General features: G+C 52.1%; 22 protein-coding genes and 2 tRNA genes. 17 read left to right on the top strand and 7 right to left on the bottom strand.

Features of this window, described 5'->3' with window-relative positions:
• Nucleotides 1-24 precede the first annotated feature (24 nt).
• Together trmA and Q8A57_RS09285 are read right to left on the bottom strand one after the other, a co-directional pair.
• On the bottom strand, nucleotides 25-1,113 hold the full coding sequence (trmA, locus tag Q8A57_RS09290; protein ID WP_305170824.1) for a tRNA (uridine(54)-C5)-methyltransferase TrmA: 1,089 nt from the start codon (nucleotides 1,111-1,113) through the stop codon (nucleotides 25-27).
• Between the two features lie 153 nt (nucleotides 1,114-1,266).
• Nucleotides 1,267-1,605 carry a hypothetical protein gene (locus Q8A57_RS09285; protein ID WP_305170823.1) on the bottom strand — a complete coding sequence of 113 codons (339 nt, stop codon included), beginning with the start codon at nucleotides 1,603-1,605 and terminating at the stop codon, nucleotides 1,267-1,269.
• A gap of 85 nt (nucleotides 1,606-1,690) precedes the next feature.
• Between Q8A57_RS09285 and Q8A57_RS09280 the strand changes: the two genes are divergently transcribed.
• Nucleotides 1,691-2,095: a secondary thiamine-phosphate synthase enzyme YjbQ gene (locus Q8A57_RS09280; protein ID WP_305170822.1), complete on the top strand. Its 405-nt coding sequence runs from the start codon at nucleotides 1,691-1,693 to the stop codon at nucleotides 2,093-2,095.
• A gap of 167 nt (nucleotides 2,096-2,262) precedes the next feature.
• The gene (locus Q8A57_RS09275) at nucleotides 2,263-2,820 is read left to right on the top strand and encodes an NAD/FAD-utilizing enzyme (RefSeq protein WP_305170821.1); all 558 of its coding nucleotides are present in this window, start codon (nucleotides 2,263-2,265) and stop codon (nucleotides 2,818-2,820) included.
• Between the two features lie 109 nt (nucleotides 2,821-2,929).
• Here Q8A57_RS09275 and Q8A57_RS09270 read toward each other — a convergent pair whose 3' ends face one another.
• The 4 genes from Q8A57_RS09270 to Q8A57_RS09255 form a co-directional block, all read right to left on the bottom strand.
• Nucleotides 2,930-3,268, bottom strand: coding sequence for a 4a-hydroxytetrahydrobiopterin dehydratase (locus tag Q8A57_RS09270; RefSeq protein WP_305170820.1), 339 nt, complete (start codon nucleotides 3,266-3,268; stop codon nucleotides 2,930-2,932).
• A gap of 21 nt (nucleotides 3,269-3,289) precedes the next feature.
• Nucleotides 3,290-3,595, bottom strand: coding sequence for a TusE/DsrC/DsvC family sulfur relay protein (locus tag Q8A57_RS09265; RefSeq protein ID WP_305170819.1), 306 nt, complete (start codon nucleotides 3,593-3,595; stop codon nucleotides 3,290-3,292).
• A gap of 8 nt (nucleotides 3,596-3,603) precedes the next feature.
• Nucleotides 3,604-4,254, bottom strand: a complete 651-nt coding sequence (locus Q8A57_RS09260) for a Bax inhibitor-1/YccA family protein (protein WP_305170818.1) — start codon at nucleotides 4,252-4,254, stop codon at nucleotides 3,604-3,606.
• 79 nt (nucleotides 4,255-4,333) lie between these two features.
• Entirely contained in the window at nucleotides 4,334-5,503 is a 1,170-nt protein-coding gene (locus Q8A57_RS09255) for a patatin-like phospholipase family protein (RefSeq protein ID WP_305170817.1), read from the bottom strand.
• A gap of 184 nt (nucleotides 5,504-5,687) precedes the next feature.
• Between Q8A57_RS09255 and Q8A57_RS09250 the strand changes: the two genes are divergently transcribed.
• The 14 genes from Q8A57_RS09250 to Q8A57_RS09185 all read left to right on the top strand — a co-directional run bounded on the left by Q8A57_RS09250 (nucleotide 5,688) and on the right by Q8A57_RS09185 (nucleotide 18,583).
• Nucleotides 5,688-7,940, top strand: a complete 2,253-nt coding sequence (locus Q8A57_RS09250; protein WP_305170816.1) for a DNA internalization-related competence protein ComEC/Rec2 — start codon at nucleotides 5,688-5,690, stop codon at nucleotides 7,938-7,940.
• A 135-nt stretch (nucleotides 7,941-8,075) separates the two neighbouring features.
• A complete protein-coding gene (locus tag Q8A57_RS09245; protein ID WP_305170815.1) occupies nucleotides 8,076-8,711 on the top strand; it encodes a MotA/TolQ/ExbB proton channel family protein in 636 nt (211 codons plus the stop codon).
• Complete coding sequence (locus Q8A57_RS09240) at nucleotides 8,708-9,130, top strand: ExbD/TolR family protein (RefSeq protein WP_305170814.1); 423 nt, start codon at nucleotides 8,708-8,710, stop codon at nucleotides 9,128-9,130. Before Q8A57_RS09245 ends, Q8A57_RS09240 begins: the two co-directional genes overlap by 4 nt.
• A 9-nt stretch (nucleotides 9,131-9,139) precedes the next feature.
• Entirely contained in the window at nucleotides 9,140-11,014 is a 1,875-nt protein-coding gene (msbA, locus tag Q8A57_RS09235) for a lipid A export permease/ATP-binding protein MsbA (protein WP_369427808.1), read from the top strand.
• Between the two features lie 15 nt (nucleotides 11,015-11,029).
• Nucleotides 11,030-12,028, top strand: a complete 999-nt coding sequence (gene lpxK / locus Q8A57_RS09230) for a tetraacyldisaccharide 4'-kinase (RefSeq protein ID WP_305170813.1) — start codon at nucleotides 11,030-11,032, stop codon at nucleotides 12,026-12,028.
• Nucleotides 12,029-12,034: 6 nt separating this feature from the next.
• Nucleotides 12,035-12,802, top strand: coding sequence for a 3-deoxy-manno-octulosonate cytidylyltransferase (gene kdsB / locus Q8A57_RS09225; protein WP_305170812.1), 768 nt, complete (start codon nucleotides 12,035-12,037; stop codon nucleotides 12,800-12,802).
• Nucleotides 12,799-13,275, top strand: a complete 477-nt coding sequence (locus Q8A57_RS09220; RefSeq protein WP_305170811.1) for a low molecular weight protein-tyrosine-phosphatase — start codon at nucleotides 12,799-12,801, stop codon at nucleotides 13,273-13,275. The genes kdsB and Q8A57_RS09220 overlap by 4 nt, the downstream gene beginning before the upstream one ends.
• A complete protein-coding gene (gene murB, locus Q8A57_RS09215; RefSeq protein ID WP_305170810.1) occupies nucleotides 13,275-14,294 on the top strand; it encodes a UDP-N-acetylmuramate dehydrogenase in 1,020 nt (339 codons plus the stop codon). The genes Q8A57_RS09220 and murB overlap by 1 nt, the downstream gene beginning before the upstream one ends.
• Nucleotides 14,291-14,929 (top strand): alpha-ketoglutarate-dependent dioxygenase AlkB family protein, encoded by a 639-nt coding sequence (locus Q8A57_RS09210; RefSeq protein WP_305170809.1) that lies wholly within the window; start codon nucleotides 14,291-14,293, stop codon nucleotides 14,927-14,929. Before murB ends, Q8A57_RS09210 begins: the two co-directional genes overlap by 4 nt.
• 30 nt (nucleotides 14,930-14,959) lie before the next feature.
• Entirely contained in the window at nucleotides 14,960-15,628 is a 669-nt protein-coding gene (locus Q8A57_RS09205; protein WP_369427807.1) for a response regulator, read from the top strand.
• A gap of 165 nt (nucleotides 15,629-15,793) precedes the next feature.
• On the top strand, nucleotides 15,794-17,617 hold the full coding sequence (gene uvrC, locus Q8A57_RS09200) for an excinuclease ABC subunit UvrC (RefSeq protein ID WP_305170808.1): 1,824 nt from the start codon (nucleotides 15,794-15,796) through the stop codon (nucleotides 17,615-17,617).
• 40 nt (nucleotides 17,618-17,657) lie between these two features.
• The gene (pgsA, locus tag Q8A57_RS09195) at nucleotides 17,658-18,215 is read left to right on the top strand and encodes a CDP-diacylglycerol--glycerol-3-phosphate 3-phosphatidyltransferase (RefSeq protein ID WP_305170807.1); all 558 of its coding nucleotides are present in this window, start codon (nucleotides 17,658-17,660) and stop codon (nucleotides 18,213-18,215) included.
• A gap of 137 nt (nucleotides 18,216-18,352) precedes the next feature.
• Nucleotides 18,353-18,426, top strand: a tRNA-Cys gene (locus Q8A57_RS09190).
• Between the two features lie 68 nt (nucleotides 18,427-18,494).
• Nucleotides 18,495-18,583, top strand: a tRNA-Leu gene (locus Q8A57_RS09185).
• A 523-nt stretch (nucleotides 18,584-19,106) separates the two neighbouring features.
• Here Q8A57_RS09185 and Q8A57_RS09180 read toward each other — a convergent pair.
• The gene (locus Q8A57_RS09180; RefSeq protein WP_305170806.1) at nucleotides 19,107-19,697 is read right to left on the bottom strand and encodes a hypothetical protein; all 591 of its coding nucleotides are present in this window, start codon (nucleotides 19,695-19,697) and stop codon (nucleotides 19,107-19,109) included.
• A gap of 340 nt (nucleotides 19,698-20,037) precedes the next feature.
• On the opposite strand from Q8A57_RS09180, the gene Q8A57_RS09175 reads away from it, so the two are divergent.
• Nucleotides 20,038-20,679 (top strand): MBL fold metallo-hydrolase, encoded by a 642-nt coding sequence (locus tag Q8A57_RS09175; protein ID WP_305170805.1) that lies wholly within the window; start codon nucleotides 20,038-20,040, stop codon nucleotides 20,677-20,679.
• The last annotated feature ends 8 nt before the right edge of the window (nucleotides 20,680-20,687 follow it).

The raw sequence follows: 20,687 nt of genomic DNA, 5'->3' as shown, positions 1-20,687 counted from the left end.
GACAAGTAGTATTTGTTGAAGTCGCTATACCGGGACTTTTTTGCTGAGAAAGACCCCGCATTCCAGGTGTTGAGTGTAGGGGAATTGGTCAAACACGGCGAAATGTTTGATATCGTGAGTGTCGGATAGCGTTTCCAGGTTTTCTCTCAGGGTTTTCGGATTACAGGAAATATAAATGATGTAGTCAAAACGTTGCGTCAACCTGAGGGTGCCTTCGTCCAGGCCTGCGCGGGGGGGATCTACAAACACGGTGGTAAACCCGTAACCCTGAAGGTCGATATCACGCAGTCGCCTGAAGGGCCTGACACCATTCAGGGCCTCGGTCAGCTCTTCACTGGACATGCGCACGATGCTGACATTATCAACCTGATTGGCATTCAGGTTGTGTTCTGCAGATCGAACTGAGAGTTTTGAAATTTCTGTTGCCAGCACCCGTTCAAACTGCTGTGCCAGCACACAGGTAAAATTACCGTTGCCACAGTACAGTTCCAGCAGGTCGCCACCACACCCCCTGGATCGTTCCAGCGCCCAGTTAAGCATCTTCTGGTTAACCTCGGCATTGGGTTGGGTAAAACTGCTTTCCATTTGCTGGTAGTGATAATCCCGGTTGGCCACCTGAAGGGTTTCTTGCACATAGTCCCGTTGCAATACGATTTTTTGTTTTCGGCTTCTACCTATGACAGTCACGCCCAGTTGCGTTTGGAGATCGCGTGCAGCTGTCTGCCATTCACTATCCAGTGGTTTGTGGTAAATCAGGGTAATGAGCGCATCGCCACTGAGGGTGGTGAGGAATTCAGCTGAAAACAGACGTCGGCTTAATACCTCGCTGGCATTGATTGCCTCCAGCAGAGGCGGCATCAGGGTATTGATCAAGCGGGACCCGGCTGGAAAATCTTCAATGATGTAGGTATTTTTTTCACCGGGATGGTTCATCGCGTAATGAGCACGTTGCTGTTCGTGCCATATGCGGAATTCGGCTCTCATCCGGTAATGAATGGTCGGAGATTCATGCACCTCAATATCGGGCAGTTGAAGAGTCTGAAAGTCTTCTCTCAGCTGGCGAATTTTTTGCGTGAGTTGAGTGTGATACTCGTCAGGATTAACCGGTTGCAAATCGACACCTCTATTCCGGGGTGCAAATTATACTGAATAAACAAATTGTATCAGCAGATATTCACTGGTGAGTGACAACAGGCCGGTGTCTGGCAACATCGGCGCGTCATGGTCAACACAATGGATTAAGTGCTGTGTTGACGCCTGTACGGGCTATGATTCGAGCTTTTCCCTGATTTGCCGCTGGATCTCAAGATATCGGGGCATGGGGCCGATATCTTCGAAAATCTCATTGCCTTCCTCAATGCGGATTACCTCCGGCCCCGGCACATAGGGCATCTCTGCCTCGAGAGTTTCCAGTGCGATGTTGAGCAAATGCGCAGCAATCTCATCTGCAGGCAGCTGATACATCTCAGCGAGAGCCTGAAGTTTTATTTGATCTGGCTTGTGAATGGTAATTGAGGTAGGTAACAGGTCGGAGTTTTCGGCAGAACGTTTCTCCCAGGCATCCAGTAACTGGGAAAATCCCAGATGGCTTCCCTGATAATTCATCGTAACCTCTCTTATGACGTACCATGATGAAGACCAAAGATAATGTAAAACATCTACCGCAAAAAAGGTACTTTTGGAGGGATATATGATTGAGGTGCTCAAAATAGCGGTGACCGGGCAGGGATTGCTGGATATCACTCCTCAGGTTAAGTCTGTGGTGTCCAGGGCTGAGATGAACGAGGGCTTGTGCACATTATTTATCCAGCACACGTCGGCAAGCCTGCTGATTCAGGAAAATTTCGACCCATCTGCTCGAGCTGATTTGGAACGATGGCTTAACCGGTTAGTTCCGGAGAATGACAATCTCTATACCCACACATTGGAGGGGCCGGATGATATGCCGGCTCATATCAAGTCCAGTCTGACGGCGACATCGATCTCCGTACCGGTCCTGGGAGGAAACTTGGGGCTGGGCACCTGGCAGGGAATCTTTCTCTGGGAGCATCGACACCAGCCGGGTAATCGCAAAGTGATACTACACCTTGTCTAGCTTATGCACTTTTGATATAGATTATTTTTCTCTCAGAATCGTTATGCGTCCAGGCCCAACTATACTTCAGGTGTTGTTATGTTTTGGGCCGTGTTTTCCGCCCTTAACGCAGGCTACTAGGTGACAGTTAAACGACCACCTTTTCTAATGATGATGGGAGGCTTTTTATGAGACGCTATTATTTTATTAGCGATGACCTTGACGATCTGAGTCAGATTGAGAAGGAACTCGAAGCCAGAGGTATGACGACACCGCAAATTCACGTGCTGAGCATGGATGATGCGGGTCTCCAGAAGCACCACCTGAATGATGTGGCGCCTTTGATGAGGAGGGATGTTTTCCGCACGACAGCCAAGGCCTTCGTATTTGGTTTTCTCTGTGCGGTACTGGTGATGGCCTTTGCCATTTTTTCTGGCGCCACGCAGAGCATTGGCTGGGCGCCCTTCGTGCTATTGGCCATAGTCGTCATGGGTTTTATTACCTGGGAAGGTGGGATGTGGGGCATTCAGGAGCCCAACATCCATTTCAAGCGCTTTGAGGATGTGATTAAAAGCGGGAAACACGTCCTGTTTGTGGAGGTCACAAAAGGGCGAGAAGAAATGATGATGAAAGAGGTTGTTAGTCATCATCCGAGTCTCCAGGCGGCGGGATTAGAGGCTTCTCCCAGTGGCTTGTTGATTGACGCTGAAAACAGTGCCAGCCGTTTCGTGAAGTGGGCACCTTGAGTGAAAGGTCTGGCCTAAACAAGTTAACTTCAGGAGATCAACGGAGTACGGTTGAGAATGAAAGCGGCTACTTTCGTAGCCGTTTTTTTTGAGTGGCTCTTAAAATGATCTAGGTGGGGTATCGCTCGCTGGTGCGGGCGGCCATGATAAAGTCATTTCGGTGCAAACCACGAATTTTGTGGCTCCACCAGGTGACGGTAACTTTTCCCCATTCCACCAAAAGTGCAGGGTGGTGTCCAACACGCTCTGCTTCTTCGCCGACACCATTGGCGAAGGTCATGGCGTCGGCAAAATTGCTAAAAGTGAAGCACTGTTCCAACTGTCGGATGCCATCCCGTTCCTTGATAGTCCAGCCGGTCAGTTCCTTTAACAGGGTTTGTTCTTCCTCATGGGTCACTTTAGGTGCATCCGCCCGGCAGGCTTCGCACGATTCCTTGGCGATACTCAAAAAAGCCCCCTTTTTGCTTTGTTATAGACAGTTTTTAGGTGTGGGAAGCCCCGCCAGACGAGCTACTGACTTTGCCGGGCTTTCCGGGAATAACTGCATTAGATAGACGCTGCGGCCTTTGCTGAGATCAAGGTGATCTGAAACGTAGCGGGTTAGTGGACGCATGGACGGTGAAAAACCAAAATCGGCATAAAACTGCCGAGCCACCCGGAGTATTTCCATGTGGGCTTCCGTGAGTTCCAGATTGTCTTCAGCCGCCAGCTGCCTGGCGGTAGGTTCCGACCAGGCAGGTAGCTTGTTGAGATGGTTAACCGATGCTTTTTCCACCAGCGGTATCAGTCATTACTGAGGCCAATCAGGCTGAGCAGGCTGGTGAACAGGTTATAGATCATCACGAAAAGCGTGACGGTTGCTGAAATGTAATTGCGCTCACCACCGTGAATGATGGCGCTGGTTTGCCACATGATGATTCCTGCTGACAGGAACAGGAACATACAGGAAACGGCCAGTGCCAGCCCCTGAATTTGCAGGAAGACATTAGCGATGGCTGCAACAAATGCCACCAATACCCCGGTCATCAGGAATCCGGTCATAAATGAAAGTTCTTTGCGCGTAATCAGCACGTAAGCCGAACAGCCGGCAAAGATCAGCGCTGTACCACCCAGAGCGGTCATAATGGGCTCGGCCCCGGATGTGGCGAGATAAAAACTCAGTATGGGACCTAGCGTAAAGCCCATCCAGCCAGTCAGCGCGAATACCCAGAACAGTCCGGCAGTACTGTTTTTATTCTTCTCTACCATCCACAGGCAAACGAAGTAGGGAAGCAACATCCACAGACCCATGAAGGGCGCGTTGATAGCCATCGCCACACCACTCATGACAGCACTGAAGGCCAGCGTCATTGCCAGCAGTGCATAGGTGTTACGCAGTACTTTTGTGGCTGCGGGGTCCAGGGTCGTTGATACAACAGCCTTCTCAATTGACATGGTAATGATCCTCATTCCGCAAATTTGTAAGTTGGACCCATCTTACAAGGTGTAAGTTTCAAAGCAATGCCCATTTTGGTTATTTATTGTCGTCAAAAAAGTCCAGAATGGCCTGCTGTTGTGCGAGTCCATCCTGGTAGCCGAGCTCAAGCAGCTTGCGGCAGAAGCCCTTGGAGAATAGTAGGTAGCTGGCGGTGTTGATTCCACCTCCCCGAGCTGTGGCGCCGGTCACCTTCATGAACATGCGCACACTTTTAGGCAATTCATGCAAGTGATCGACCGCAATACGATTGATCGATTGGGAAGGGTGAATGGCTAGGGATTTTATGGGTTGCAGGTCAGATAACCCCAGTCGCTCACGTTCGGAAGTCGTCATGCTTCCAGCTAGCCTGGTTATCTTTTCAAGTGTTCCCAGGTCGCTCTCAATACTGTCTATAAAGGCACTGTTAAGCATATGCCCCATAATTTGAGCGATGGAGGGGGAGTGATATGAAGTGGGGGCAATGGGACGGGGGTTCCGTACCAGGCTGTCGCTAACCCCGATGATAAAAACTTTCTTGGCACCCATACGTAGTGCCGGGCTGATCGGTTTCAGTTGGCGCAGTGCGCCATCGCCAAAGTAGTTGTCACCAATTTTCATGGCAGGAAAAAGTACTGGAATGGCAGAAGAGGCCATGAGGTGATCGATGTTGAGATCGGTGGGTAGTCCACGTTGCCGGGATTTCTGCCAGGGCTGGATACCCTCCTTCCCTTGGAAAAATGTAACTGACTTGCCCGAGTTATAACTCATGGCAGTGATGCTTACGGCATCCAGCTCACCGTTGGCAATAGCTTCTTTGATATGCCGAAACCGAATGTAGTTATCCAGCAGGTCGCGCAGGGGAGTGTTGTCCAGCAGAGCTTTTGGCTTGCCGATGGCGTAGCCGCTGTGGAACAGGGACAGCAGCATGTTCAGGCTGTTCTTGGCAACGCCGAGAAAGTCTGTGCGATAAACCTTTTCAGCATCCAGCTGCCGCCAGATTGCCTCAAGTTTTTTTATGCGCAAGCTGAAGGGACCGGCACGGCCAGCAATGGCCATGGCGTTGATAGCGCCAGCTGAAGTGCCGCAGATAATTGGAAAAGGGTTTTTGGTTTCCCGTGGTAGTGTTTCTGCAACGGCACGAAGCACACCAACCTGATAGGCGGCTCTGGCGCCACCCCCGGTAAGTACGATCCCTGTTTTCTCTGCTTGTGAATTATTTTTTGTCATTTGCGGATATCGGCGCAGATTCCTGATGGTTGTATTGCCCCCGTAGGTTCCTTTTCTCTATTTTGGGGTAGTTTGGTCGTAGCGCCAACCCCCGCAGTGAAGGCGTACATGAGGAACTACGCTGATGGATGGCGGGTTATACTCAACAGCTGTGTTTTAGTAACTGGTGACAGGGATGTTCGCCATGTATGGAAGCTATAGTTTTGCCATTGGAATTTTTGCGGTGGCCTACTGGCCAACCCTTCCGGGTTGCAGTGCCATCCTGTTGATGCTTGCGTTGGGGATCCTGAGCTTTCTTCTTCGCTTTAAAATCCCTGCCTGGCTTTTATGGGGTATGTGCTTTGGGGTCTACTGGGGACATGCCAGTCTTGCCGTTCAACTGCCCGAAAGCCTGACGCCGTCAGATCATCTGGTCACCGGGATTGTTCAGGGTATCCCCGTCGACGATGGACATCCTCAGCGTTTCAATCTGAAAGTTCTCGAAACCCCAACCTTGCCCGAGTTGCGACGCTTGCGTATCAGTTGGTACCAGCCGCCACAGGAGCTACAACCCGGACAGGTCTGGCAATTGAAGGTTCGATTGCGCAGGCCTCGGGGAAGCGTTAATCCTGGGGGATTCGATTATCAGGCCTGGCTGATGAGGCAAAACATCTCCGCTACGGGGTATGTACGCGAATCGCCCCACAATCGCCATCTGGATAGCGTGACAACCATTGATTCATGGCGTTATCAGTTGAGGAAGTTCATCCTTTCCTCCCCTCTAGATGAGCAGTCACAGGGTTTTATTGTGGCCTTAACCCTTGGGGATCGCTCTTTAATAGCTAAAACAGACTGGGATCGTTTGGCCCGGTTTGGTTTGGTACACCTGCTTGTGGTGTCCGGCTTACATATCGGTCTCATGGCTGCCATGGGTTATTGGCTAGGAGCGTCACTGATTCGTGTGGCTACACTTTTAGGATTACAGGGTAACGCGGTCTATGGCGGTTCGGTGGCAGCACTGCTGTTTGCTCTGGGATACAGTCTGTTAGCTGGATTCAGTTTGCCCACCCAGCGAGCTTTGGTGATGATCGCAGTGGCGATTGTCGCAGTATTGTTGAATCGACATGTTTCCCGGGCGAGCGGCTTTGGCTTGGCTCTGGCTGGTGTTGCTGTTATTGACCCACTGGCGGTGTTGAGTGCCGGTTTCTGGTTATCCTTTGGCGCGGTCGCAGGCTTATTGTGGCTGGTGCCAGTGGCCGTTAACTTGTCTCGATGGTGGCGCGGCATTCAGGTGCAGTGGGTGGTGTTTCTTGTGCTATGGCTACCCTTGGTTTTCTGGCAGTTGCCGGTGGCTTGGTTCGCTCCTGTCGTGAATATGCTAGTGATTCCCTGGATAGGTTTTCTGGTGGTGCCTGTTTGTCTTCTGGGTGCCGCCGTCTCACTGTTCAATTGGAGTATGGCCGTTTATTTGTGGAGCATAGCCGGGTGGCAGCTTGAACAATTGATGACATTACTCGGCACTGTTCCCATGCCTGTTTGGTTGCCGGTTTATCCACACTGGCCAGCATCGTTTAGCAATACTCTAGTGTTGATGTTGTTGGCGATTCTGTTAATTCTGCCGAATGGGTTCCCTGGACGTTGGCTCATAGCTCCATTATTGGTTGCTATCTTTTATCTGCCCAACACCAACCCATACCCATTGTCACTGACAGTTCTGGATGTAGGACAAGGGCTGTCTGTGGTGGTGAGAACCAGCAAGCACACCTTGGTCTATGATGTGGGGCCTGCCCATGGGCGACAGTTTGATACAGGCAGTGCGGTTGTCGCCCCATTTTTACGGCGTCAGGGTGTCAACAGGATAGACAGATTGATCATCAGCCATGCGGATAACGACCATGCGGGTGGTGCAGCTGGACTTAATTACCTGATACCCGCGGAAGACGTGCTTACGGGTGAAAAGCTGGAGGATGTCGACTTCAAGGCAAGGACTTGCCGGGCTGGTGAATCGTGGCAGTGGGACGGGATCGATTTCGCGGTGTTACATCCACACAACAGCGCAGGCCAGGGAAATAATCAGTCCTGCGTATTGTTGATTGGTTACGGTACAGAGCGGATATTGCTAACCGGTGATATCGAGTCATTGGTAGAACAGCAACTTCTGGATACCCTCCAGGACCTTAGGGGTCCCATCAGGGTTTTATTGGCGCCTCATCATGGGAGCAAGACCTCCTCATCTGCATCTTTCGTGTCCGTATTGTCACCTGTGCATGTGGTGTTCTCGGCGGGATACCGTCATCACTATGGGCACCCTGCAGAAGCGGTACGTGAACGTTATCAATCGGCAGGAGCTGTTTTGTGGAATACAGCGGAGCAGGGTGCAGTTCAGTTTAATTGGGTCTCCGCTGATAACCTTGAAGTCACCAATGCCCGCTCTGACCGACCGCGTTACTGGTATTGATGGCTGATTTCGGAGTGGATATTTCCCCGAAATGTGAAGGGGACAATAATTTTGCTCACAGGCGCCGGTGGTTTGGTGTGGAGCAGGAATTGATTATGGTAAAGTCCAGAGCATTCAGGTGACCGGGGAACGGATGTGTACGAGTTAATCATTGCAGGTGGCTGGTTAATGCTGCCGATCATTCTTTCTTCCATTGTGGTAATTGCCATAGCGTTTGAACGCTACTGGACGCTACGGCCAGCCAAGGTTGTCCCGCCAACACTGTTGGGCCAGGTTTGGCACTGGCTAAAGCAGAACCAGTTGACCAAAGAAAATATTCACCAGCTGCGGTCGTCATCACCGCTGGGAACTATTTTGGCGGCTGGAATCAGCAATTCAGCCCATGGCCGTGAGGTTATGAAAGACAGTGTTGAAGAGGCGGCTGCCCAGGTTATTCATGAGCTGGAAAAAAATCTCGCACCGCTGGGAACCATCGCCGCCATCGCGCCATTGCTGGGGTTGCTGGGAACAGTGATTGGCATGATCAAGGTATTTACGGCCATTATGATTGAAGGCACTGGCAACGCTGGGGTGCTGGCAGGAGGTATCTCCGAGGCGCTGATCACCACGGCTGCGGGACTGACGGTGGCCATTCCGGCGCTGGTCTTCCACCGTTTTTTTGAACGTCGAGTGGATTCGCTGGTGGTCGAAATGGAGGATCAGGCCGTCAAGCTGGTTGATGCTTTGCACGGCGACCGGGTGTTCCGCACCGAAGAGGGCGCTAACGGGTGAAGTTTCGCAGACAGCGGAAAAACGATCAGGGCGTCAACCTGACACCACTGATTGATGTGGTGTTTCTCCTGCTGATCTTTTTCATGGTATCCACGACTTTTACCAAGGAGTCTCACCTGGTTCTCGATTTGCCAGAGGCCGATGGCAAGATAGAAGAAACGCCCGCGCAACAGATCGAAGTATTAATCGGCAGGGAGGGGGATTACAGTATCAACGGCAAGCCGCTGATCAATCGTCAAATCGAGACGCTGATGAAAGCGCTGGATGAGGTGTCTCAGGGCAACTCGAATACCCCCCTTACGATTACCGCCGATGCCAATACAACACACCAGGCGGTGGTTACAGCCATGGACGCAGCAGGTAGAATGGGCTTTGTACATCTCAAAATAACGACAAAACAGCCTGACAACGATACCTGAGGAGTCATAGTGGCGAAGTCCGTCCCCGATACCGAACACCCTGAGATGTCCGGTATGCAGGTCTATTTACGTTTGCTTTCCTACCTCAAGGGTTACATCGGCATCTTTTTACTGAGTATCCTGGGTCTGATTCTTTTCTCCTCCATGGAGATCGCTTTTATTGACCTGTTTGGCTATACCGTCAACGCCATCAATACCCTCTCGGGTGATGAAAGTGCTGCGGGTATCGCTGCCCTTGATCTTGGCAAGGGGTCGACGACCTGGATAGCCAGCTTTCTGGGTGGTGAGGATGCCGTGCAGGACACCCGCTGGATCATTCCGCTGGTCATGTTCATGATCGCTATTGTGCGCGGTATCGGTTTTTTTGTTGGTGGCTATTGCATGGCTTATGTGACCCAGATACTGGTGCACAACCTCAGGGTCAAACTCTTTAACAAATATACAAGATTGCCAAGTAGCTATTTCGACACCAATATGTCTGGGCACCTAATCTCACGGGTGACATTCCATGTGGCCCAGGTGACACAAGCGGCTACCAGCTCCTTAAAAATCATTATTCGTGAAGGCGCGTTAGTGGCTGGTCTGATCGGCTATCTGTTCTATTTAAACTGGCGGCTGGCGGCCATCTTCGTCATCGTATTGCCGGTGATTGGTACGGTGGTGGGTTTTATCAGCAAGCGCTTCCGGTTGTTGAGTCGTCGCATACAGACCTCGGTGGGCAATGTGACCCACGTGACCCAGGAAGCGGTGGGCGGCCACCGGGAAATGCACCTGTTTGGCGGCACCGAGTATGAACGTCGCCGTATGCAACAGGCCAGCAATTATAGCCGTCGCCAACACATGAAAATGGCGGTGGCGGAAGGTTTGAGTTCCCCCATTATTCAGATGCTGGTGGCCATGTCCCTGTCAGGTCTGATGTGGCTGGCGCTCGACCCAAATGTGCTCGCCAATATGAGTGGTGGTGAATTTGTGCAATTTCTCGGGTCTGCCGGACTGTTGGCAAAACCCATTCGCCAGTTGTCCGAGGTGAACAGCAGTATCCAGAAAGGCGTCGCCGCAGCGGGAACCATTTTTGCCACCCTGGATGAACCCGAAGAGATTGATATGGGCACGGTGGAAAAAGAGCGTGTTGAAGGACGCTTTGAATTCCGCAACGTTAGTTTTGCCTACTCGGAAGAACACGGCAATGTGCTGAACGGTATCAATCTGGAAGTGTCTCCTGGGGAGAGCATTGCCCTTGTTGGGCAGTCCGGCAGTGGTAAAACAACGCTGGTGAGCCTGATTCCTCGGTTTTATAACCACGACCAGGGTGAAATTCTTCTGGATGGTATCGACGTTAATGATTACAAATTGGCCAACCTGCGGAGCCATATCGCCCTGGTCTCCCAGAACGTAACGCTCTTTAACGACACCATCTATAACAATATTGCCTATGGGGTGTTGAGCCAATGCTCAGAGGAGCAGGTCAGGAGTGCGGCGAAAGCAGCCCACGCCCTGGAGTTTATCGAGCGATTGCCGGAAGGCTTTAATACCCAGGTTGGAGATGATGGTGTGATGCTGTCTGGTGGTCAGCGTCAACGCCTGGCCATTGCTCGGGCACTGTTGAAGAACGCCCCAGTACTGATTCTTGATGAGGCTACATCGGCACTGGATACAGAGTCCGAACACCATATCCAGCGCGCTCTGGAGCAGGTGATGAAAGGGCGAACCACGTTTGTTATTGCACACCGGCTCAGCACTATTGAAAACGCCGACCGCATTATGGTGATGGATCAGGGCAAAATCGTGGAGCAGGGCACTCACGAGCAGTTGTTGGCACTTAATGGTCGCTATGCACAACTGCATCAGAAGCAATTCAGTGACGATGTCGTACAATCCAGTTAAACCGGCGAATCTAGCATGACCCTCTCCAATGCTTTGCAGCAGGCTTGGTACCGGCCGACTAGCTGGTCGCTCTGCCTCTTGCCGCTGTCCTGGCTGTTTAGACTTGTCGCCATGTTGCGCCGTTTTTGCCAGCAACGACTGTCTCCCAGCCCCGCGCTGCCAGTGCCGGTGATTGTTGTGGGCAATATCAGTGTTGGTGGTACGGGTAAAACTCCGTTGTTGGCGTCTCTGGTCGACTATTTCATCAAACTGGGCTATCGACCGGGGGTCATTAGCCGGGGCTATGGAGGTGACCATGGGGATAATCCCATGCTGGTCACGTCCGAAAGTACGGCGGAGCAAGTGGGCGATGAGCCCTTGCTGCTGGCCTGTCACTGCCCTGTGGTTGTTTGCAAAGACCGTTACCAGGCGGGTCTTTTTTTACTTGAACACACAGATTGCGATCTGATCATGAGTGACGATGGCCTGCAACATTATCGTCTACCCAGGGATATTGAATTGGTGGTGGTGGATGGTGAGCGCGGTTTTGGCAATCGCCATTGCCTGCCGGCGGGCCCTCTACGGGAACCGGTAACCAGGCTTGAAGAGGTGGATTTTGTTCTGGTCAACGGCTCGGAATCTACCGCTCATAAAGATAATCAGGACGTGTTTCAGCTGCTTCCTGTAGGTCTGCGCCATCTGAAGAGTGGCACCGTTATATCGCCCCAGCAGTGGCAGGGCGGGAAGCGGGTTCACGCAGTGGCGGGTATCGGCAACCCACAACGTTTTGCACGTTCTCTCAAAACGCTCGGGCTGGAGCCCATACTGCATCCGCTGCCTGATCACCATGTCTTTACCGGTGAGGAATTGTCTTTTGCTGATGACCTGCCGGTTATCATCACAGCCAAAGATGCGGTAAAGTGCGCCCAATTTGGCCTGGACAATATCTGGGTGCTGGATGTGACCGCGGTGCTGAGTAGCGATTTGCTGTCACGTCTTGCCAAACGGGTTGCAACACTTAAAAAGAGTACCTGAACTGACATGTCGTTTTCCGTAGTGATTCCCGCACGCTTTTCCTCCACCCGTTTGCCGGGCAAGCCCTTGCGTGATATTGCCGGAATGACAATGATTGAACGGGTCTATCGTCAGGCAGCCCTCAGTCAGGCAGAGCGGGTTATTGTTGCCACGGACGACCAGCGAATCGCCGATCAGATAACTGCTTTTGGCGGCGAGTGTTGTATGACATCTGCTGAGCACCAGTCCGGTACTGATCGCCTGCAGGAGGTGGCTCAGCATTGCAAGTTCACCGAAGAGCATATCGTGGTGAATGTTCAGGGGGATGAGCCATTGATTCCGCCCCAGGTGATCGATCAGGTTGCGGCCAATCTGGCCGGTCAGAAAACAGCTGGTGTTGCCACGTTGTGTGAACCCATTGTCGATGACGCCAGTTTCCTCAACCCCAATATTGTCAAAGTGGTGGCAGACCAGAACGGTCTGGCACTTTATTTCAGCCGAGCCCCCATACCCTGGCCCCGTGAATTTCCGGATAACCGCGTTGCGTCAATTTCCGATACCCTTGCACCCATGCGTCACATTGGGATCTATGCCTACCGTGTGGCGTTACTGAATCAGTTTGTGACTTGGCCGATGGCTCCCTTGGAGCAGATAGAGTGTCTGGAACAATTGCGTTTTCTCTGGAATGGAGAGCGCATCCACGTTGCAGCTTCCGTCGAAGACGTCCCGGGCGGCGTGGATACGGAGGAAGATCTACAGCGCGTGATCGCCATGGTGGAAGCGGGAAAGCCATGAAACCGATCAGAGTGTTGTTTGTCTGTCTTGGCAATATCTGCCGTTCCCCCACGGCCCACGGTATTTTTGAAAAAATGGTGCGGGAGTCCGGATTGGAAGAGCAGATCCTGATTGATTCTGCAGGAACAGGTGACTGGCATATCGGCCGTCCTCCAGACCGTCGCGCCAGTGCTGCGGCCCTGGATCGTGGACACGATCTCAGCCACCTGCGGGCGAGGCAGGTGCGACCGGAAGATTTTCGAGACTTTGATTACATACTGGCCATGGATCAGCAAAACCTCTGGGACTTGAAGGCTCTGGCATTGCCCGAGTTCAATGGCCACCTGGGCCTTTTTCTTGACTTCGGTACCAGTGGCCTGAAAGAAGTCCCTGACCCTTACTACGGTGGCGAAGAAAGTTTTTCCCAGGTGCTGGATCTCGTTGAAGATGCGGCCTCCGGCTTACTGTCCCATTTGCGTGAGCAGCTAGGTTGATGCTGCATATCCAGTCTGCAGTCCCTCTCAAATCAATGAACACGCTGGCTCTGCCAGCAACAGCTGAGTACTTCTGCCGAGTAGATACGCTGGATGTGCTTCGGGAAGCCCTCACATGGGCTCGTGACAAAAACTTGAAAGTTACAGTGCTGGGCGGCGGCAGTAATGTCATTTTGGCTGACAATATTCCCGGGCTGGTTGTGGCTATGGCGATTCCCGGCATAGAACTGGATATGCAGGAGAATGACCGGCACCTGGTGCATGTGGGTGCTGGCGAGAACTGGCATCAGCTGGTGTTACACACTTTGTCGAAAGGGTGGTTTGGCCTGGAAAACCTCTCACTGATTCCTGGGTTAGCCGGGGCGGCGCCCATTCAAAACATCGGTGCCTATGGGGTTGAACTCAGCGAGCATTTTCATAGCTTGGCGGCTATACATGTCGATACTGGCGAGCAAGTCATTCTGTCAGCTGAAGACTGCCAGTTTGCCTACCGGGACAGCGTTTTCAAACACGCCGTTCGCGATCAGTATGTCATTACATCACTGACGTTAGCCCTAAGTTCTCAGCCGATATTAAGGCTGGATTACCCCGCCCTGAAACAGGCTATTGCGCAGCAAAATCTGTCTGAGGTGACACCAGAAGTGGTTTCCCGCGTCGTGTGTGATATTCGCCGCAGTAAATTGCCCGACCCTATGGATATACCTAATGTTGGCAGTTTTTTCAAAAACCCCGTGATTTCTTCTGAGCAGGCCGAGCAACTGGCAAGTAATTACCCTCAGCTAGTGACCTATCCTCAGTCAGATGGCAGCGTCAAACTGGCGGCTGGCTGGCTGGTGGATCAGGCGGGCTGGAAAGGAGTATCCCGTGGACCGGTCGGTGTTCACCAGCAACAGGCTTTGGTACTGACCAATCGTGGCGGTACCGGTCAACAGTTACTTGAGTTGGCGGATGAAATTATTCACTCCGTACAGAGTAAATTTGCCATCACTCTGGAGCTGGAACCCCGCATATACCCATGAGCCAGTATCCACTGCTTGAGCCAGATCGCGATGCTTTACTAATCAATCTTCCCGGCGGGCAGTTGCGCTATTTTCCCCATCTGATTCCTGAGTCGGAGGCAGACCGACTGATGGCCTCTCTTCAGGCAGAGATTTCCTGGGAACAGAGCGATATCTGGATTGCCGGGCAAAGGCGCAAAATTCCCAGGTTGAATGCCTGGTACGGCGATGCAGGTGCAGATTACAGTTATTCAGGACGCCTGTTTAGGGCATTGTCCTGGTTGCCTGACTTGAAAACGATCAAGCAACAGGTGGAATCAGCTTGTGGAACCGTTTTTAACAGTGCGCTGGTCAATCTTTACCGCGATGGCAGCGACAGTGTTGACTGGCACAGTGACGATGAACCAGAGCTGGGAAGCAACCCCATCATCGCTTCCGTCAGTCTCGGTGCCGTTCGCCGTTTTCAGATAAAACACAAATCACGTCGAGAAGTTGGCTTGAGAGAGCTTGATCTGGGTCACGGTTCCCTGTTGGTGATGGAGGGAGAATTTCAACATCACTTGCGTCATCGTTTGCCGAAGATGCCTGGGGTGAATAAGGCGCGATTGAATATCACTTTCCGTCGTGTTCACGTGGCAACCTTGTTCCCTCAGTGATAGCCTAGGCGCAAATTTTAGGTCATATACATGAGTGCTGGATTGGGTCTGAAAAGTGTACTGGTGGTGGACGATCATGATTTGATTCGTCTTGGCATCTGTCGCATGTTGACGGAAGTTGACGGCATCACTGTCACGGCCCAGGCATCCAGTGGCGAAGAGGCCATCGAAAAGGTCCGTGAAGTACAGCCGGATATCGTCTTTATGGATATTCGCATGCCCGGTATCGGTGGCCTTGAGGCAACCCATCGCATTCTTTCCCATTACCCGGATACCAAGGTGATCGTCGTGAGTGCTTTTAACGACGATGTACACCCAGTGGCACTTTTGAAAGCCGGGGCATCCGCCTATATCACTAAAAATGCCAATTCCGCAGAAGTAAAAACTGCTCTTGAAAAAGTGCTTTCCGGTGGGGTGTATATCAGCCCTGAACTGGCGCAAATGATGGCGATGAATGGGATTAAACCTGCTTCCGACAACTCGCCGTTGGGGTGCCTGTCCCAGCGGGAATTACAGATCGCTGCCCTCATCACCAGTGGTAACCGGGCGAAAGATGTTGCGGAAACGCTGAACATCAGCCCCAAAACCATCAATACCTACAAATACCGCATTTATGAAAAACTGGGCGTTACCAATGATGTGGAACTGACTCTGGCAGCCGTCAAATATGGTCTGGTAGATCCATCAGAGGTTATATAGCAGCCTGTTGAAAAACCATCTGCGTGGTTAACACTGAGTTAAATACGCTCATTTATTCGGAATAGACTTCTATCTTCATCCACTCTTGCCTTGCATTCCCGGGCTCATAAACGTTTTTTAGCAGGCCTAATCCACCCGTAGCCGCATCCCCTGTAGAATGGCGGTATGGCTTTCGACTCAAAACCTTTCCTGCAGCAGTTAACCCAGCGTCCCGGCGTTTACCAGATGTATGGTGAAGATGGGGCGGTGCTCTACGTGGGCAAGGCTAAAAATCTGCGCAAACGCGTGGCCAGTTATTTTCGCAACAATGGGCTTTCCCCGAAAACGGCCGCACTGGTGTGCCGTATTGCCAATATTGATGTGACGGTGACGCAGACGGAAATCGAGGCGCTGCTGTTGGAGCAGAACCTGATCAAGCAGAACCGCCCGCCGTTTAATATTCTGCTTCGGGATGACAAATCCTATCCCTACATCTTCCTGTCAGACCGCGATGACTTTCCCCGGTTGGCTTTTCATCGTGGCAGCAAGCGTCGGGGCGGTAGCTATTTCGGGCCTTTTCCCAGTGTGCAGGCGGTTCGCGACAGCATGAACTTTTTGCAGAAAACCTTTCGTGTCCGGCAGTGCGAAGACAGTTTTTACCGCAATCGGTCACGTCCCTGTCTGCAGTATCAGATTAATCGCTGCACCGCCCCCTGTGTGGACCTGGTTTCTGCAGAGGACTATCAGCGTGATGTTCGCCATACACGCATGTTTCTGGAGGGTAAAAGCGATGGACTGATACGCGAACTGGAAACAGATATGGATCAGGCATCGCTGTCACTGGACTTTGAGCGCGCAGCCCAGTATCGCGACCAGATCGTGGCGTTGCGGACAATTCAGGCGGAGCAGGTGGTTGAGTCGGGTAATGGTCAGATTGATATTATGGCTGCCGCGCTGGAAGGTGATCAGGGGTGTGTCCATGTCCTGTACATCAGGCAAGGGCGCATACTCGGCAGCCGCAGCTTCTATCCCAAGGTGCCCCTGGCGGCCAGTGAGGGCGACTTACTGGCGGACTTTCTACCGCAGTACTACCTGCGAGAGGGCGCGCGGGGTGACTTCCCCAAACAGCTGATCACCAGCCATGCGGTACCTGAGAGCGGCCTGCTTGCCGCAGCCATCAGTGAGGTGGCGGCATTCAAGGTCTCCGTACAACAGGGGGGGCGCAGTACCCGTGCGCAATGGCTTGACCTGGCCGAACGCACCGCCAGGCAGAATCTCAATGGCCGAATGGCCTCGCGACAGAATACACAGCAGCGCCTGGATGCCCTGCAACAGCTGCTCGATCTGGAAACACCACCGGAACGGCTGGAGTGCTTTGATATCAGCCACAGCAGTGGCGAGGCTACCATGGCTTCCTGTGTGGTCTTTGATAATAACGGTCCCCTTAAATCCGATTATCGCCGTATGAACATCCGCGATGTGGCAGCGGGAGATGACTACGCTGCCATGGAGCAGGCTTTGGTTCGGCGTTATACCCGGATAAAAAAAGAGGATGGCAAACTGCCGGACGTATTGCTGATTGATGGTGGCAAAGGGCAAATGCGCAAGGCGGCATTAGTTCTCGATGAGCTGGGTGTCGTGGGTGTATTGGTTGTTGGAGTGGCCAAGGGCAGAACCCGCAAGGCGGGCTTCGAGACACTGTTGCTGTCACGGGGAGATCACGAAGTGGTCTTAGATACCCAGTCTTCCGCGCTATTGTTGATTCAGCAGATACGGGACGAGGCTCATCGCTTTGCCATTACCGGGCACCGTCAGAGCCGTGATCGTAAGCGCCGCACCTCTACGCTTGAGGGTATTGAGGGCGTGGGGCCGAAACGGCGCAGAGAGTTACTGCGATTCTTTGGTGGTGTGCGAGAAGTGGAGCGGGCCAGCGTGGCGGAATTGATGCGTGTGCCCGGAATCAGCAGGAAAGTTGCCGAAAGTATTTACAGTGCCCTCCACAATGGGTAATTTGTTCCCTCGCCAAAAATAGCCGAAGTAGTATCTGTCCATGTGGAATCCTCCTAATATTCTTACCCTGCTGCGCATCGCGATGATTCCCATCCTGATTTTCGTCTTCTATCTGCCGTGGGAATGGCGACACCTTGCCAGTGCAGCTATTTTTGGTATTGCTGCAGGCACAGACTGGCTGGATGGTTACCTGGCACGCAAGCTAGACCAGTTCACGCCTTTTGGTGCTTTTCTCGATCCTGTAGCGGATAAACTGATTGTCGCCTCGGCGCTAGTTATGCTGCTTGAGGAACACGCCACACTGCTGTTTGCCTTGCCAACCATTGTTATTATTGGCCGTGAAATCGTGATCTCGGCGTTGCGTGAATGGATGGCAGAACTGGGCAAGCGTACCAGTGTTGCAGTGTCTTACCTGGGTAAGGTGAAAACCACCCTGCAGATGATTGCCATTGCCTTTCTGCTCGCCATTGATCCGACTGCACACCCAACACTCGATTACCTGGGTATTGCACTCCTGTATGTAGCGGCCATACTCACCTTGTGGTCCATGATCATTTATCTGCGCGCTGCTTGGCCGGAGTTATCCAAAGTCAATTGAACAAAACTTGTTCAGCTATTTGAGTGACGGTGGTGTACAGGGGAAAAATGAGTTGATTCTCGGCGGTCAATCCATAGAATACCCGCCTTCTTTACTGTTCTTTGAAAAACTCGTCGGGTACAATCCCGCATCCCGAAGGCGCGGTGGCAGAGTGGTCATGCAGCGGACTGCAACTCCGTGTACGCCGGTTCGATTCCGACCCGCGCCTCCATTATTCTCCCGGCACAGCGAAAGCATTTATACAAATGGAGCCGCTGTGCCGTTGACCATCCCCTCCATGCCCGGATGGCGAAATTGGTAGACGCAAGGGACTTAAAATCCCTCGGAGGGTAACCTCCGTGCCGGTTCGACCCCGGCTCCGGGCACCATTACAGCAGTTGCAGATTTTTGTTGATCTGAAACGATTTGTCCTGATTTGTCGCTTTCTGCGATTCGCTACTGATAGCTCTTTAGATAAGTTTTTCGACAGTACCCTTGTCCAATCCAGTCGGATATCCCAGTTATAGAATTTATCCTGGGGCAGGGTGGGTGCTGTTTCATGGAATATAAAGAGTAACTGGCCGGTGGGATAAAAAGCGATCACGTCCCTGATGGATGTCGCCACTGCCAAGCCCCGGCGCGCGGACGATAGATTGTTCAATATCTTGCGCAATTTTTTCTTGCTAGTCAGATTTTCCTGGCTGACGCCGGGAGGTGTCAGCCATGGGCGGTGGTTTTCGGCCTCCATGTAGCCCGGCTTGGTCGTTATAGATAATTTGTATCAGAAAAGCACAACGCTTCCGTCTTGAGTGGGGTTTGTCAATTCGAGCGGTGTTGGTGATACATCCAAATAAGTAAATAAAAAGGGGCCTGTAGGCCCCTTTTTATTTGGTGTATTTCTGGTGTTAAGTATCAGATGCTTTGATCCTGCGCTGGCAGGTTGTCGTAGAGTTCTTCTTCAGGAGCGGCATCGAGTATGGCTCTGAAGTAGCTGCTGGGGAGCGCGATGTTATAGGAACTGTTACCGTCAATGGTCAGGTTCATGCCCATGTTGGCGCTGTCAAAAAAGTTGATCATGCTCAGGGGGATGGCCATGCGCTCTTCATAGCGACAGGAGGCCTCTGGGCATACATTCATGTCGGTAGATAGGGATACCAGTTTTATCGGCTGGGCACCGTTTTTCAGCTTGGCATTTTTGTAGGAGCGCCAGTCCTTGTCGTTGTACTGCGCAGTGATGTAAAGCACGTATTGATCCTGGCCCTGGTGGTCAATGGCGCGAACCAGGTAGATCTCTGAGAAGTTGTCCAGCAGAGCTTTGTCTGAGTACGCAAAATTGGGTCCATAAGTGATTTCGCCGTTGACCGCATCGAGCTTGAATTCGATCAATGTGGAAATGTCGGCTGAAGATTGCCAGTCGATGCTCGCTTCCCGGGGTTCATCGGCAGAGACCTGCAGTGAAAGTGCGAGGGCGAGAACGGCTATTAATTGTGAAAGTAATTTCATTGCCTTACTCCATAGTATGTCTGAGTTGTAGCGGGCTTTATTTTTATGGGCGCCATGCTTGCGTTTTTAGTCCTTTCTGGCAACCCTTTTTTCTGACTTCGCTGACCACTGCTGTCTTCGGGAAAATTTTTTCGTGAACAAGAGCCCCGATGCCGACGAAGAGTGCGTGGATGTTATGAGTCCACGCAGCACCAATGGTTCCGAAACTGCCCGGTATCCATGTGTGTAAACAGTGTTACGCAATACCCTGTGTGATGGATCAGCATGGTTTCTCATGCCCGATCAGCCTAGAGAGCTGTGGTACCATGATCATCTTTCAATATTTGAATAACAGTTATCCATGAGTGAAGAAAACTCCCCCATTGTCCTGACTTTTCCGGTGGGTCCGCTACAGTGCAACTGCACCATTATTGGTGACCCTGTAACAAAAAAAGCGCTGGTGATCGATCCCGGTGGTAACCCGGAATTGATACTGGCAAAACTGAACGAGCTATCACTTCAGGTGGTGGCCATCATCCATACCCATGCCCACCTGGATCATATTCTCGCTGCTGGCGATATCAGGAAAGCAACCGGTGCGCCGATTCAGCTGCATCGCGAAGATATGTTTTTGTGGGATGGGGTCGCACAACAGTGTCTGATGTTTGGTGTGCCGCAAATTTCACTGCCGAAACCGGATGGCTATCTACAGGATGACCACGACCTGGGATGCTGTGAGGGGGTTGCCATGCACACGCCAGGTCATACCCCAGGCTCAACCAGCTTCTGGTTTGCCCCGGCAAACACTCTGATTGCCGGTGATACCCTGTTTCGTGGCGGCATCGGCCGCACAGATTTGCCTGGCGGTAACCACAAGGAGATCGTCAAATCGATCCGGCAACGTCTCTATGAGCTGGACGATGATGTATCGGTTGTGACGGGGCATGGTCCCGGCACGACTATCGGTAATGAGAAGCGCAGCAATATGTTTGTAAGGGCATAACCCAATGA

Origin of the sequence: Porticoccus litoralis, assembly GCF_030676955.1 — a bacterium.
Classification (GTDB): Bacteria; Pseudomonadota; Gammaproteobacteria; order Pseudomonadales; family Porticoccaceae; genus Porticoccus; species Porticoccus litoralis.
Note: the sequence above shows the minus strand (reverse complement) of the source record. Positions and strands in the feature narration are given on the sequence as shown.